Below are 13,437 nucleotides of genomic sequence, written 5' to 3' on the forward strand. Positions count from 1 at the left end.
AGGTTGCTTTGCTCAAGATCGGTTACAAGGCTTCGGCGGAACAGTTTACCCCTTCGGCCTTACTGGAATTCACCTGCCTGGCGGAAAATGCCGGCTTCGATTCCGTGTTCATCAGTGATCACTTCCAGCCCTGGCGCCATACTGGCGGCCACGCGCCCTATTCCTTCGCCTGGATGGGCGCTGCCGGTGCCCGCACCAGCCGCGTATTGCTCGGCACCAGCGTGGTGACACCGACTTTCCGCTACCATCCTTCCGTGGTGGCACAGGCCGTCGGCACGCTGGGCGCCATGTTCCCGGACCGCATCATCCTGGGTGTCGGCACAGGCGAATCGCTGAACGAAGTACCGGCCATCGGCATAGAATGGCCTGGCTTCAAGGAGCGCTTCGGCCGCCTCAAGGAATCCATCACGCTGATGAACCGCTTGTGGCGCGAAGAGCGCGTCACCTTCGAGGGCGAATATTACCGCACCGAGAATGCCACGATTTATGATCGCCCGGAGAACCCGGTGCCGATCTATATCGCCGCCGCCGGCCCCACTGCCGCGACCCTGGCAGGTAAGGTTGCCTCAGGTTTCATCTGCACCAGCGGCAAGGCACCGGCGCTGTATCGGGAAACGCTGCTTCCGAATGTCTCGTCCGGCCTGGAGGCTTCCGGCCGTGCCTCCGACAGCATCGACCGCATGATCGAGGTGAAGGTATCATTCGATACCGACGCCCAGCGCGCCCTGGAAGATACCCGCCATTGGGCCGCCTTGGCACTTTCGGCCGAGGAGAAGACCAGCGTGGAAGACCCGCTGGAAATGGAGCGCCTGGCCGATGCACTGCCGCTGGAACGCGCTGCCAGCCGTTGGATCGTCTCCACCGATCCTGACGAACAGGTGGAGCGTATCCGCCCCTATGTCGAGCTTGGCTTCCGTCATCTGGTGTTCCATGCCCCTGGGCCGGATCAGGCACGCTTCATCCGGCTGTATGCCGAGCGGGTGATCCCGAAGCTGCGGGCCGCTTTCGGCTGAACTAAAACGGCCATATACTGGCGGCCATGATCCATGTGGATGTGAACATGCACGGCGACTTGCGGCGCTTTCTGCCTGATGGCGCCGCGAGCCAGCGCTTGGCTTTGCCGGAGGAAACCTGCGTCATTGAACTGCTGGAACGCCTGCAGGCACAGCATGATGTCTGGTTGGCGGCCATCGACAATGTTGCCGTGCCACTCACGGCCAGGCTGGTGGATGGTGCCGCCATAGATTTCTTCCCGCATATGGAGGGCGGCTAGACCGCCAAAGGCCCCAACCATATGTCACGACGCATGATGTTCACCGCACTTGCCGGCCTGCCGACCATCCAGGCCGGAGACGATCTCGGCGCGATGCTGGCCGATGCGATGCGCGGCAACGATATTGCTGCCGCCGATGGCGATGTGCTGGTTGTAGCACAGAAGATCGTGTCAAAGGCCGAAGACCGCATGGTGTGGCTGCGCGATGTGACGCCCGGCAGCCGTGCATTAACCCTGGCGGCGGAAGCCGGTAAGGATCCGCGCGTGGTGGAGCTGATCCTGCGCGAATCCGCAAAAGTGGTGCGCTGCCGCCCCGGCGTTATCATTGTCGAACATCGTCTTGGCATGGTGATGGCAAATGCCGGCATCGATGCCTCGAATGTCGAGGGTGAGACTGATGAAACGGTATTACTGCTGCCGGAAGACCCTGATCGCAGTGCCGCCGGCCTGCGCCGAGCATTGCAGCAGCAGCTTGGCCGCGATATCGGCGTGGTAATCAACGACAGCTTCGGTCGCGCCTGGCGCAACGGCACCATCGGCACCGCGATCGGCGTCAGCGGCCCACCGGCTCTGTGGGATATGCGCGGCATCGCCGACCGCAATGGCCGCGCCCTGCGCCATACCGAGGTTGCTATCGCCGATGAACTGGCGGCGGCAGCCTCACTGCTGATGGGCCAGGCCGCAGAGGGCCTGCCGGCTGTACATGTACGCGGCTTTCCGCTCTCCTTCCGCTCTGGTGATGCCCGCGAATTGCTGCGGGACAAAGCCTATGATCTGTTCCGCTGAGATCGGAGCCCCGGCATGATCGCCGCCCTGGCCGGTGGTGTGGGTGGCGCGCGCCTGTCGCGAGGTTTGGCAGCTCTGCTTGGCGACCACTTAAGTGTCATCGTCAATACCGGCGACGATTTCGAGCATCTTGGCCTGCCGATCAGCCCGGATCTCGATACCGTTACATATACCCTGGCTGGCCGGGCCAACCCGGAAACAGGTTGGGGTGTTGCCGGTGACACCTGGAATTTCATGGCCCAGCTTCGCGACCTTGGCGGACCGGACTGGTTCCTGCTTGGCGACCGCGATCTCGCCACGCATCTGCTGCGCCGCGAGTGGCTGAGCCGGGGTGACAGTCTGACGCAGGTGACCCATCGCCTTGCCCAGCGCTACGGTATTGCAAGCCGCATCCTGCCGATGAGCGACGATATCGTACGCACCCGGGTGCAGACTAAGGAAGGCCTGCTGGATTTTCAGGATTACTTCGTGCGCCGCCGCTGCGATGTTGTTATCAGCGACCTGCAATTTGACGGCGCCAGCAGCGCCCGGGTTCCAGTGGCGGTGGCAGGAGCCATCGCTGAAGCCAAAGCCATCGTGTTCTGCCCCTCCAATCCCTATGTCAGCATCGATCCGATCCTGGCTGTGGGTGACATGCACGCCCACCTGATGGCCGCCAGAGCGCCGCGCGTCGCGGTATCGCCAATCATCGGCGGGGCCGCCGTGAAGGGGCCGGCAGCGAAGATGATGCGTGAACTGGGCCATGCCTCCTCAAGCCTTACCGTTGCCGAAAAGTATCGCGGCCTGCTGCATGGCCTGGTGATCGACAATGCCGATGCGCCACTGGCTCCGGCAATCGAGGCTTGCGGCATGGCTGTGCTAATTACCGACACCTTGATGCGTAATGCGGAGGACAGCGAGCGACTGGCGGCAACTGTGCTGCGCTTTGCCGAGTCCCTCCCGATCGATGGTTGATCCATGCCGCCCCTGGTACTGATCCCGTGCCGCGCTTTCACCAAGGGCAAGAGCCGGCTAGCGCCGATACTTGAACCTGCCGGGCGTGCCGGATTATGCCGGTGTTTTCTCCATGACACACTGACGCGGATTGCTGCATTGGTGCCAAGCAGCGACATCCATGTTGTCACCGCCGACCGTGACGTAGCTGCAATGGCTGAAGCTGCCGGCGTCTCTGCTCTTGCTGAGGCTACCGACGGTCTGAACAAGGCACTTGCTGGCGCAGTTCAGCAACTTGCACGACAGCGTCAGGATTTTTCCCGACGCGGACTCCTGGTGTTGCCGACGGACCTGCCTCGGGCAACCCCGAAGGCATTACGCACTGCCATCGAAACGACTGCGGATATCCTGTTGGTGCCAGATCACTCCGAACAAGGTACCAACCTGTTACGTCTGGGCCCTGGCATTGCACAAAACTTCCAGTTTCACTTCGGGTCAGGCAGCTTCACGTTGCATCAAAAGGAAGCGTCACGCCTCGGCATCGCCGCCCATATCCTGCGCGAACCCACCCTATCCCATGATGTCGATACACCAGAAGATTATGCCGCCTGGCAAAACAGTGCCGAACCAAATCAAGCCAGAGTGTGAAAGCGCGGCGCAAGCAGGCCTGGCGTCTCAACGCGGAAACTGATCAAGGTTCCCGGCTGCGTGCCGTTGGCGGTGGCCTTGGCCAACGAAGTGACGAAAACAGTACGCAAGTCCGGCCCGCCGAAACAAGGCATCGTCGGCGCCGCTACAGGTAGGCGCAGACTCTCCAGCAATTGGCCTTCCGGTGACAGCCTGTTGAGGCAGCCGGCACTCACGCCAGCGCTCCAATAATTGCCATCTGCATCCACCGCCGCCCCATCGGGCAGACCTGTTGCTTCGTCACATTCGCGCAGCAGACGCCTGTCAGACAGAGCGCCCGTGTCAGGATCAAAGCGATATCCGGCGATATAAGGCCCGCGCGTATCGGCGTGATACAGCACGCCGCCATCGGGACTCCAGGCCAGCCCATTGGATGCTTTCAGGCCATCCAGGATGAGTACCGACTTGCCTTCAGGCGTGACGCGATAGAGCGCGGCGGTAGGCTGGCGCGGCGAGGCATCATGGATACTGCCGATCCAGAAACAGCCATCAGGCCCCACCTTGCCGTCATTCAGTCGATTCATCGGGCGGTCCGGCTCAGGCTGCACCAGGAAGCGCAGCGCAGCGCTATCGGGATCGAACAAATACACGCCGCTGCGCAGGGCAACCACCAGGCCACCCTGGCTGGTCAGGCCGATACTGCCAACAGCACTGGGCATGGCATAAACCGCCAGCCGTCTTGTCGCCCAATCAAAGCAAAGGATTTCGGGCGCCAGAATATCGACAAACCACAGGCATTGCCGCTGTTCATCCCAGACCGGGGATTCGCCGATCTGCAACGGCCGGTCGATCAGGTATTCGCAATCCACATCCATCATCCATTGCCTACCAATGCTGCCAGCACCCCGCACGCGGCGCTTAGCTCAGTTCGCGCACCCCTGCTGGAGTCTCGATCTGCGCATGATACCGGAGTACGGGCCCTTGGGCGATCAGGGGCGGACGATCTATCGTCAATGCGCCATAGAATCGCGAAATCGCTTCCGAGTCTGGGTGTTCCAGAATGAGCGATTTCAGCCTCGCCCCGAGATCAGGAATGGCCGCCATAGAACGCGGCTTGCCACGCCGGTCGATAAGCGAGGGGGCCGCGCCTCCAAGCGGCAGGGACCCGTTCGCCGGCAGGGAGAAATCGAAAGCGGAGTTGATCACCGGCAAGGCAATTTTGCTGCCGAAAATCCCACCATGGCTGGCCAATACCGCATCGATACCATCCGCCCGCGCCACCCAGCCGCGCAGCCGCCTGCCGGCATCCCATTCGGCCCGGACATTCTTCGCATCATCCAGTCCGAACCAGCGCGGCCGCCCCGGGTCAGCGGCCTGCGGATCGGCGGCGATGACCTCCAGATAGATGCTGCCGCCAAGTTGCAGCAAATGGTTGTGGGTGCCCATGTAATCATGGCGCTGACCAAATGGCACATCCAGATCAAGGCAGGCGCGCACATGCGCGACACCTTCCGCCAGATTCGGAGCAATGACCGTGATATGATCGAGATGCAGCATGCTATAGCGTCAACTATAGCAGCTAAGCATCTGGTCGTAAGTCGCGGGCCGCTGCCGCCTGATATCAGTTGAGCCGATTGCCCGTGGTCTCGTCGAAGAGATGGACATGCTCAACTTCAGGGCGGACGGGGATCGTGTCCCCCGCTTTCACGACCAATCGCTGGCGCAGCAAGATGCTGACGCGTTCTCCAGCCAGGGAGCCAAAAAGTTGTGTCTCGCTACCCAGGGGCTCCACCACTTCGACACGAAACGGCAGACCTTCCGGTTCGAGTGCGAAATGTTCCGGCCTGATGCCATAGCTCACCGCACCAGCCATTGGCACAGTACCGGCCAATGGCAAGGGTACGTTGGACGCCGTGACAAAGCGGCTCTGGTCAATGCGGCCAGACAGGAAATTCATCGCCGGTGAGCCGATGAAACCAGCGACGAAGACATTGGCCGGGCAGTCATACAGCGTGATCGGCGCGCCGGCCTGCTCAATGCGGCCATCGCGCATCACTACGATCTTATCGGCCAGAGTCATCGCCTCGATCTGGTCATGGGTGACATAGATCATGGTGGTCTGAAGCCGCTGGTGCAGCGCCTTGATCTCGGTACGCATTTTTACCCGCAGTTTGGCGTCCAGGTTCGACAACGGTTCATCGAATAGGAAAGCCTTGGGATTGCGCACAATGGCACGGCCCATGGCGACGCGCTGGCGTTGCCCACCGGAGAGTTCGCGGGGTTTGCGCGCCAGCAGCGGGCGCAACCCGAGGATATCGGCCACCCGGTCTACTGCGGCAGCGATTGCGACCGGCGACTCTCCAGCCAGCCGCAGGGAAAACCCCATGTTTTCCCGCACGGTCATATGCGGATAGAGCGCATAGCTCTGGAATACCATGGCGATATCGCGGTCTTTCGGCGCCACCATGGTAACCTCCTGGCCACCGATATGGATTTCGCCCTGGCTGGCATCCTCCAGCCCGGCAATGGTGCGCAGCAGGGTGGATTTTCCGCAGCCGGATGGCCCGACCAGAACAACGAAGGCACCATCCTCGACCTCAAGCGAGATATTCCTGAGAATGGCGTTACCGCCCAGATTCTTGCTGAGATTGCTGATGCTGACCGACGCCATGCCCCTCCCTTTCGCCTCCAGTTTGTCTGGACCAGGCAAATATATCGAAACGTTTCGATTGACAAGCTTTTCCGATCTTATCTATATTTTTTGCAATGCACGGTGACGTTTTCGGTGTGCATTGCGAGAAAATATCGAAACGTTTCGATTTCCCGGGAGGAATTCATGACGAAAAAACCGCGCGCGTTCCGCGCCATGCTGAAGGCTACGTTCGCCGCCTCCGCGGCACTGCTGGGCCTGCATGCCTGGAATGCCCAGGCGCAGCAGCTAAGCTTCTGGTACCAGTCGAGCACGCCAGCCCACGAAACGATCCTGAAGCAGCAGATCGAAAGCTGCGCGGCGCAGCAACCCGGTGTCAGCGTGCGGCCGGAAAGCATCGGCCTCGATGTGATGTATCCGCGCCTCGCCACAGCCCTGCGCGAGCGCAAACCGCCGAACGTGATCAACACGGTGGAAAGCGTAGTCGCCTTTCTGCAGAGCCGTAACAGCCTGGCACCGGTGGATGACCTGATCGACGGCCATGGCCGGGCCGATTTCATTCCCGCCTTCCTCAATACCGTGAGTGCCGGCGGCAAGACCTGGGCGGTGCCGGATTGGGCGCTGCATCATGCCGTGTGGTATCGCAAGGACCTGTTCGCCGAAGCCGGCATCCAGAAGCTGCCGACCAACTGGGCTGAACTACAGGCGGTGGCCGAGAAGCTGACCAAGGACAAGGATGGCGACGGCAAGCCGGATCAATTCGGCTTTGCGGTGCCGTGGGGCGCAAAATTCTTCGCCGCGCAGCAATCGCTGTTCGACGCGCTCTATGCTCAGGGCATCACCGTGGCCGACCCTAAGACCGGCAGCTATGCCTTCGGCGCCCGCAAGGCCGAGGCCGTAGCGGCACTGGATTACATGATGCAGATGCATAAGCGTTTCTCGCCGCCGGCCAGCATCGACTGGACACTGATCGAGATCCGCACCGCACTGATGAACGGCCAGATCGCGGCCGGTGCGGAATGGGGCGGTGTGGTTAAGTTTGTCGAACAGCAACGCCCAGAACTGCTGGACAAGCTCGGCGTGTTTCCGCTGCCGGGCCGCGATGGTGCGGCGAAGGCCAGCCTGGGTGGCGGCTTCTTCCATATGATCGGTGCGGCACCGGATAAGGAAGTGGCGGCTTCGAAGAAGCTGGTTTCCTGCCTGATGCAATCCGAGGAAGTCGCCAAGCGCGCGAATAGCCGCGCCATCTTCGCGCTGCCGGCGATCAACAGTGCTTACAGCACCGAAGCCTTCAAGAATGATCCGATCATGAAGCGCTTCGGCCCCGAAATCGAGGTGATCCGCCGCGATGTCATCAGCCGCTGGTACCGCTATGGTCTGGAGGCCGGTCTGAATCCGGTTTCCTCGATCATGGAAAGCACCAGCGTGATCAACGAAGCGATGCAGAAGGTGGCCCTGGGCCGGCAGACGGTGCAGCAGGCTGTCGACGAACTCGACAGCTTCATGAAACAATCCTTCGAGAAGCCCTGATCAATTACCATCACGCCCGCGAGTAGCCGTATGCCATCGTCCGCCACCAGCATGATCGAGAACGCCAATCGACGCCCCTCCCGCCTGCGCTTCGGCCAGGCGGAATGGGCGGCCCTGAAAGGCTGGATGCTGGTGCTGCCGGTGCTGCTGCTGCTCGCGGGTTTCCTGCTTGTGCCGCTGGTTCAGTCGGTGCGCTATAGTTTCTACGATGCTTCGCTGATCGGCGAGACCGGCCGCTTCGTCGGCCTGACCAATTACGCCAAGGTGCTTGATAGCGGTAAGATTCAGGCGATCAGCGGCACAACGCTACTCTGGACTGTCGCTTCCATCGTCGGCCAATTGCTGATCGGCCTGCTGGCTGCCCTGGCAGTGAACCGCCTGCAGCGAGGCGGCCGCCTGTTCCGCAGCCTGCTGTTGCTGCCCTATGCCGTCCCCGCCATCTCGCTCGCGCTGATCTGGCGCTGGATGTTCAATGACGGTACCGGCATCCTGACTTTCTGGCTGCAAAGCCTTAGCCTGTTTCCGCTCAATTCCTCGCCGCTCGGCTCCGCCGATGCCGCCATCTGGCTGGTGGTGATGGCCAATGTCTGGCATGGCTTTCCCTTCGCCATGCTGATCTACTGGGCCGCATTGCAGCAGATCGATCATTCGCTGTACGAAGCCGCCAGCCTGGATGGCGCCAATCACTGGCAGCAATTCCGCTTCATCACCTTGCCCTCCTTGAGCAGCGCAACCATTGCCTTGGTGGTGTTGCGCGGCATCTGGACCGCCACCTCCTTTGACCTGCCCTGGCTGCTTACCGGCGGCGGCCCGGCAGGCAGCACCTATGTCTGGCCGATCTGGATTTACGAGGAAGCCATGGGCTTCTTCCGCCCTGGCCGCGCCGCCGTGCTGGCACTGATGCTGGGTGCCGCCATTGGCGCCGTGATTTTTGTATTCCGCCGCGCCATCAAGGCCAGCCTGTCGGCGCATTGAGACCATCATGACCGCGAAACTTCATTCCCCCTTGGCATTGCGCATCCTGCTCTGGCTGTGGTGCGCCATCCTGCTGCTGGTTGCCGGCTTCCCGCTTCTGTGGATGGCGCTATCCGCCTTACGTGCACCGGGTGATCTGCTGGCGGTGCCGCCACGCCTGTTCACCACACCGAGCCTGTTCTGGCTGCGTGAAGTATTCGAGAAAACCGAAGCCTGGCGCTGGTTCACCAACAGCGCGATCGTGGCGCTTGGCACAGCGGCTGTGAACATGTTCCTTGGTTCGCTGGCCGCCTATGGCCTCACCCGCTTTCGCTTCTGGGGCCGCGATGCCATCACTGTCGGTGTATTGTTCGTCTACATCATCCCGCCCATCATGATTTTCCTGCCGTTGTATGTAGCTCTGGACAATCTCGGCCTGACCAACAGCTATCCCGGCGCCATCCTGGCCCATACCATTCTAACGCTGCCTTTCTGCCTGTGGCTGATGCAATCCTTCTTCCGTGGTATTCCCGGTGAGCTGGATGAAGCCGCCGTGGTCGATGGTGCCAGCCTGTGGCAGGTTTATCGGTTGATCATCCTGCCCCTGGCCGCACCCGGCGTGCTGTCTGTCGGCATCCTTGCCTTCATCATCTCCTGGAGCGAATACCTGTTCTCCAGCGCGATCATGACTCGCGGTGAGATGAAAACCATTCCCATCGCACTCGGCGAAATGGCCACATCCGCCCATGCCCCCTGGGGCGAAATCATGGTGCTGGGTGCGCTCACCGCGCTGCCGGTGCTGCTGCTGTTCACCCTGATCCAGCGCTGGTTCGTGCAGGGCATCACCGCCGGCGCGGTGAAAGGCTGAGTTCTAGAAGGAAAATTCATCATGCGCGTCGACGTCACAGTCAGTCATGGCGACTGGTTCAATTCCTGGGGCAGTTGGGGCCGCCCCTCGGTGGAACGCATCCTGGATCAGGTGCAGCAGGCCGGCATCACCCGCGTACCCTGGCGCACCATGTTCGGCGCCCGCGCGCAATATCATTCCAAACTGGAAGACGTTTACTGGGGCAGCGAAAACGGCACCGGCATTGACCGCCCCGGCAACGAAGGCTCGGCGCGGCGCGCCTATGATCTGCGGCAGTGGGACCCACTGCGCGATGCCGTCGATATAGGCCGCCAGCGCGGCCTCAAGATCGGCGCCTGGTTCCCGCTATTCGAGGAATCGCATTTCCAGCTTGATGTCTCCCGGCTGGCCCGCACCAATCCCGATTGCTGGGCGCAGACCCGGGAGGGCAAGGCACGGCGCAGCAAACTCAGCTTCGCCCACCCCGCGGTGCGTGCTCACAAGCTGGCGATGATCCGCGAACAGCTCGCCTATGATCCAGATTTCGTGATGCTGGATTTCTACCGCGAAACTCAAGAATGGGAATTCCGCCATCTGCCCAGCGTGGAAGTCGATCCCAGCGGCGTATCGGTCTATGGCTACGAACCGATGATGCGCGAGGCATTCCGCAACCGCCATGGCGCCGATCCTATGAACTTGCGCAACGACGATCCGGTCTGGGTGGATTTCCGCGTAAGCCAGATCACCGATTTCATGCGCGAGGCCGCTGCCCTGGTACATGGCGCAGGCAAGAAGCTGAGCGTGCGCGTGCGTTCTCTGAAATCCATGGCGCTGCCGATGCCCTGGTGGGAGGCGGAGCGTTACCCAACCGATTCACGGCGTGGCTCTTTCGTCGATTGGGCCGAATGGGCCCGCCTCGGTCTGGTGGATGATGTGGTCCTGTTCATGGATAACTGGGACCTCTTCGATATCGACGCCCCGCGCGTCTGGCGCGAGGCACTGGATGCACGCGAGCGCATGCAGGGTCATGGCGACCTGACCATCGGCATGTTCGTGTTCGACATGCATGCCCGCCCGGCACATGAGGCCGCGGTATGGATCGAGGCCCTGGCCGATGGCGCGAAACGTGGCGGCGCCAAAGGCATCTGCCTGCTGGAATCCAACAATGTGCATGCCTGGGGCGCCGGCATCGGCGGCGGTGGCCGCAAGGAAATCGGCCTCTGGTCAACACTGAAGCGGATCGCGGCGCCGGACTGGGCCGGCGTGCATATCTGAAGCCAGATCGGCGGCTGCTTAAAGCAGCTGCCGCCTTGCCAGATTGCGCATCAGATCGGCAATGCCGAAGCGCCACGGCGCGGCCTTGTCCGATGTCGCCATCACATTAGTCAGCGCGCCCAATTCCGGGGCCGCGATGGTCACCACATCACCCACCTTGTGGGTGAACCCGGCACCCGGCTTGTCGCGATCCTGGGTCGGCGCGAACATGGTGCCGAGGAACAGCGCAAAGCCATCCGGGTACTGGTGGTTGGCATTGATGGTCTGCTGCACCAGATCGAGTGGATCGCGACCAATCTGCGCCATGTCGGAGCGTCCATCGAGACGGAAGCCATCCGGCCCTTCGATCCGTAGCGTCACAGTCATCCGTCGCACGCTATCCAGCGAGAAACCGCCATCGAAGAAGCGGATGAACGGACCAATGGAGCAACTGGCGTTGTTATCCTTGGCCTTGCCGAGCAGCAGGGCCGAGCGGCCTTCGACATCGCGCAGGTTCACATCATTGCCAAGCGCGGCGCCAACTACGGCACCTGCGCTGCTGACAATCAGCACCACTTCCGGCTCGGGGTTGTTCCAGGTCGATTTCGGGTGCAGGCCAGCCTCGGCGCCATGGCCAACCGAAGACAGCACCGGCGCCTTGGTGAACACCTCGGCATCCGGGCCGATGCCGACTTCGAGATACTGCGACCACAGCTTGCGCTCGATCAGCAGCGCCTTCAGCGCCATCGCCTGCTCCGAGCCGGGCCGCAGGCCATGCAGATCGGAGCCGATGGTGGCAAGTATTTCCTGTCGGATTGCCACCGCAGCTGCCGGATTGCCACGCGCCTGTTCCTCGATCACACGTTCGATCAGCGAGACCACAAAGGTTACGCCGCAGGCCTTCACCGCCTGCAGGTCCACTGGTGCCAGCAGATGCAACTGCGCCTGATCACCACGCGCCGAGATACTGGCATCGAGAATATCCTGCAGCTTGCCGATGGGTGCGCCCGATGCCTCACGCAGCGCAGTGGCTGGATCAGGGGTTTCGCAAAGGTCGCGCATAGTGGCAAAGCTGGTCGAAATATCGATGACCGCTCCGGCATCGATACGCACCACGGCCGGCCCCACTCCCGGCAACCAGACCCGGCCAGCCAGGGCTGCATCGCGACCGGCCTGAGGCAGAGTTTCTTGCTGCGTCAATTTCACGGCGTTTCCTTATTTTTCTGTACTTGGCTTGGCAGCCTATAGCACCACACCGATCTGCCAAGGCTAGAATTCTCTACCGCGACATTTTCGCTCTGGTAGCCGGCAAGTATCTTTCGAAGGCGACAACCAACGGATCATCGGCGTGCAGGCGCATATAGCGCGGTGTCCACTTTGCATGGATCTACTCAGCCGACAGCGGCGCAGGAATCCCGCGCGATCAGGGTTGGCTGGAAGATGCGGCTACGCCCGGCAGCGGCTGGCGCGCTACCCTCCGTCAATTGATCCAGAAGCATTTCCACGGCGGCCTGCCCAATTTCCTCGATCGGTTGCGCCACGGTGGTGAGGCGTGGGCGTAGAGCCGTGCTCCAGGGGAAATCGTCGATACCGGCCACGGAAACATCCTGAGGGCAGCGGAAACCAAGATCGCCGATAGCCTGCAAGGCACCCAAGGCCATCACGTTGTTGGCGGCGACAATCGCCGTGGGGCGCTCTGCCATGGCCAGCAATGGTTGCGCCACGGTGTAGGCGGCATCGCCACGGAAATCTGCGCGCAGACAGAGTGCAGGATCAGCCTGCAATCCAGCAGCAGCCAAGGCATCGCAGAAGCCTTCGAAACGCAGGTCGCTGGTGGAAACCCCCATGCGGCCACCGATGAAAGCAATCCGGCGATGACCCAGCCGCAGGATATAATCGGTAATCATGCGGCCAGCGGCGCGGTTGTCGAGACCGACGAAATCTCGCTCCAGTCCTTCTATCTGCCGATCGATGGTGATCAGCGGCGCGCCCGCATCGCGCGAGAGGCTGTCGCGGTATTTCACGCCCTGGCCCGAAGGCGCGACCAGGATACCGGCCACGCGCTGCACTTTAAGCAATTCCAGCAATTCGAGTTCGCGGGCCTCGTCCTCGTTGCTGTTGCAGACGATGACGGCATAGCCCTGGGCTCGCGCCGCTTTTTCCACGGCCAGGGTCAGGGCGCCAAAGAAGGGGTTGGTGATTTCCGAGACGATCAGACCCAGCAACCGGCTGCGCCCGAGGCGCAGGCTGCGGGCAATGCCATTCGGGGCATAGCCAACCGCTTCGACCGCTTCCCAGATGCGGCGCATGGTCTTTTCGCTGACCGGGCCGGTGCCGTTCAAGGCGGTGGACACGGTGGCGATGGAAACCCCGGCATGTTTGGCTACGTCACGGATATTCGCCATTTAATCTATCACCGGGGCCTTGAGTCGCTTCAGGAAATAGTCTAAACGTTTTGATAACCACTGACAACCAACAAACCCATATATATCCGGGATTCCTGGGGATTGGCACATTACTGGTTGGGACGAATGTCGATATATTATCAAAACGTTTCGATAAACCTCCCCGCATCCATCCGCA

At 61.4% G+C, this 13,437-nt stretch carries 14 protein-coding genes; 9 read left to right on the forward strand and 5 right to left on the reverse strand.

Features of this window, described 5'->3' with window-relative positions:
* Nucleotides 1-8: 8 nt before the first annotated feature.
* From fgd to cofC, 5 genes are read left to right on the forward strand one after another with little or no spacing between them, the layout of a single operon-like run.
* Nucleotides 9-1,013: a glucose-6-phosphate dehydrogenase (coenzyme-F420) gene (gene fgd, locus ACQY7X_RS02435; RefSeq protein ID WP_428248254.1), complete on the forward strand. Its 1,005-nt coding sequence runs from the start codon at nucleotides 9-11 to the stop codon at nucleotides 1,011-1,013.
* 26 nt (nucleotides 1,014-1,039) lie between these two features.
* Nucleotides 1,040-1,273, forward strand: coding sequence for a MoaD/ThiS family protein (locus tag ACQY7X_RS02440; protein ID WP_428248255.1), 234 nt, complete (start codon nucleotides 1,040-1,042; stop codon nucleotides 1,271-1,273).
* A 33-nt stretch (nucleotides 1,274-1,306) separates the two neighbouring features.
* Nucleotides 1,307-2,059, forward strand: a complete 753-nt coding sequence (gene cofE, locus ACQY7X_RS02445; RefSeq protein ID WP_428248256.1) for a coenzyme F420-0:L-glutamate ligase — start codon at nucleotides 1,307-1,309, stop codon at nucleotides 2,057-2,059.
* Nucleotides 2,060-2,074: 15 nt separating this feature from the next.
* The gene (cofD, locus tag ACQY7X_RS02450; protein ID WP_428248257.1) at nucleotides 2,075-3,013 is read left to right on the forward strand and encodes a 2-phospho-L-lactate transferase; all 939 of its coding nucleotides are present in this window, start codon (nucleotides 2,075-2,077) and stop codon (nucleotides 3,011-3,013) included.
* Between the two features lie 3 nt (nucleotides 3,014-3,016).
* Complete coding sequence (gene cofC / locus ACQY7X_RS02455) at nucleotides 3,017-3,640, forward strand: 2-phospho-L-lactate guanylyltransferase (RefSeq protein WP_428248258.1); 624 nt, start codon at nucleotides 3,017-3,019, stop codon at nucleotides 3,638-3,640.
* Here the strand turns inward: cofC and ACQY7X_RS02460 are convergent.
* The 3 genes from ACQY7X_RS02460 to ACQY7X_RS02470 form a co-directional block, all read right to left on the reverse strand.
* Complete coding sequence (locus tag ACQY7X_RS02460) at nucleotides 3,625-4,497, reverse strand: SMP-30/gluconolactonase/LRE family protein (protein ID WP_428248259.1); 873 nt, start codon at nucleotides 4,495-4,497, stop codon at nucleotides 3,625-3,627. The two genes, cofC and ACQY7X_RS02460, sit on opposite strands and share 16 nt — an antisense overlap.
* A 40-nt stretch (nucleotides 4,498-4,537) precedes the next feature.
* Nucleotides 4,538-5,176: a VOC family protein gene (locus ACQY7X_RS02465; RefSeq protein WP_428248260.1), complete on the reverse strand. Its 639-nt coding sequence runs from the start codon at nucleotides 5,174-5,176 to the stop codon at nucleotides 4,538-4,540.
* 64 nt (nucleotides 5,177-5,240) lie between these two features.
* Nucleotides 5,241-6,290 carry an ABC transporter ATP-binding protein gene (locus ACQY7X_RS02470; RefSeq protein ID WP_428248261.1) on the reverse strand — a complete coding sequence of 350 codons (1,050 nt, stop codon included), beginning with the start codon at nucleotides 6,288-6,290 and terminating at the stop codon, nucleotides 5,241-5,243.
* Nucleotides 6,291-6,455: 165 nt separating this feature from the next.
* Between ACQY7X_RS02470 and ACQY7X_RS02475 the strand changes: the two genes are divergently transcribed.
* From ACQY7X_RS02475 to ACQY7X_RS02490, 4 genes are read left to right on the forward strand one after another with little or no spacing between them, the layout of a single operon-like run.
* Nucleotides 6,456-7,799: an extracellular solute-binding protein gene (locus ACQY7X_RS02475; RefSeq protein ID WP_428248262.1), complete on the forward strand. Its 1,344-nt coding sequence runs from the start codon at nucleotides 6,456-6,458 to the stop codon at nucleotides 7,797-7,799.
* A gap of 30 nt (nucleotides 7,800-7,829) precedes the next feature.
* The gene (locus ACQY7X_RS02480; RefSeq protein WP_428248263.1) at nucleotides 7,830-8,774 is read left to right on the forward strand and encodes a carbohydrate ABC transporter permease; all 945 of its coding nucleotides are present in this window, start codon (nucleotides 7,830-7,832) and stop codon (nucleotides 8,772-8,774) included.
* 7 nt (nucleotides 8,775-8,781) lie between these two features.
* Nucleotides 8,782-9,621 carry a carbohydrate ABC transporter permease gene (locus ACQY7X_RS02485; RefSeq protein WP_428248264.1) on the forward strand — a complete coding sequence of 280 codons (840 nt, stop codon included), beginning with the start codon at nucleotides 8,782-8,784 and terminating at the stop codon, nucleotides 9,619-9,621.
* Between the two features lie 21 nt (nucleotides 9,622-9,642).
* A complete protein-coding gene (locus tag ACQY7X_RS02490; protein ID WP_428248265.1) occupies nucleotides 9,643-10,875 on the forward strand; it encodes a family 10 glycosylhydrolase in 1,233 nt (410 codons plus the stop codon).
* A gap of 18 nt (nucleotides 10,876-10,893) precedes the next feature.
* Here the strand turns inward: ACQY7X_RS02490 and ACQY7X_RS02495 are convergent, their stop codons facing one another.
* Both ACQY7X_RS02495 and ACQY7X_RS02500 read right to left on the reverse strand, forming a co-directional pair.
* Entirely contained in the window at nucleotides 10,894-12,060 is a 1,167-nt protein-coding gene (locus tag ACQY7X_RS02495; RefSeq protein ID WP_428248266.1) for a fumarylacetoacetate hydrolase family protein, read from the reverse strand.
* A gap of 185 nt (nucleotides 12,061-12,245) precedes the next feature.
* Nucleotides 12,246-13,259: a LacI family DNA-binding transcriptional regulator gene (locus ACQY7X_RS02500; RefSeq protein WP_428248267.1), complete on the reverse strand. Its 1,014-nt coding sequence runs from the start codon at nucleotides 13,257-13,259 to the stop codon at nucleotides 12,246-12,248.
* Between the last annotated feature and the right edge of the window lie 178 nt (nucleotides 13,260-13,437).

The organism is Ferrovibrio sp., from assembly GCF_965278975.1.
Classification (GTDB): Bacteria; Pseudomonadota; Alphaproteobacteria; order Ferrovibrionales; family Ferrovibrionaceae; genus Ferrovibrio.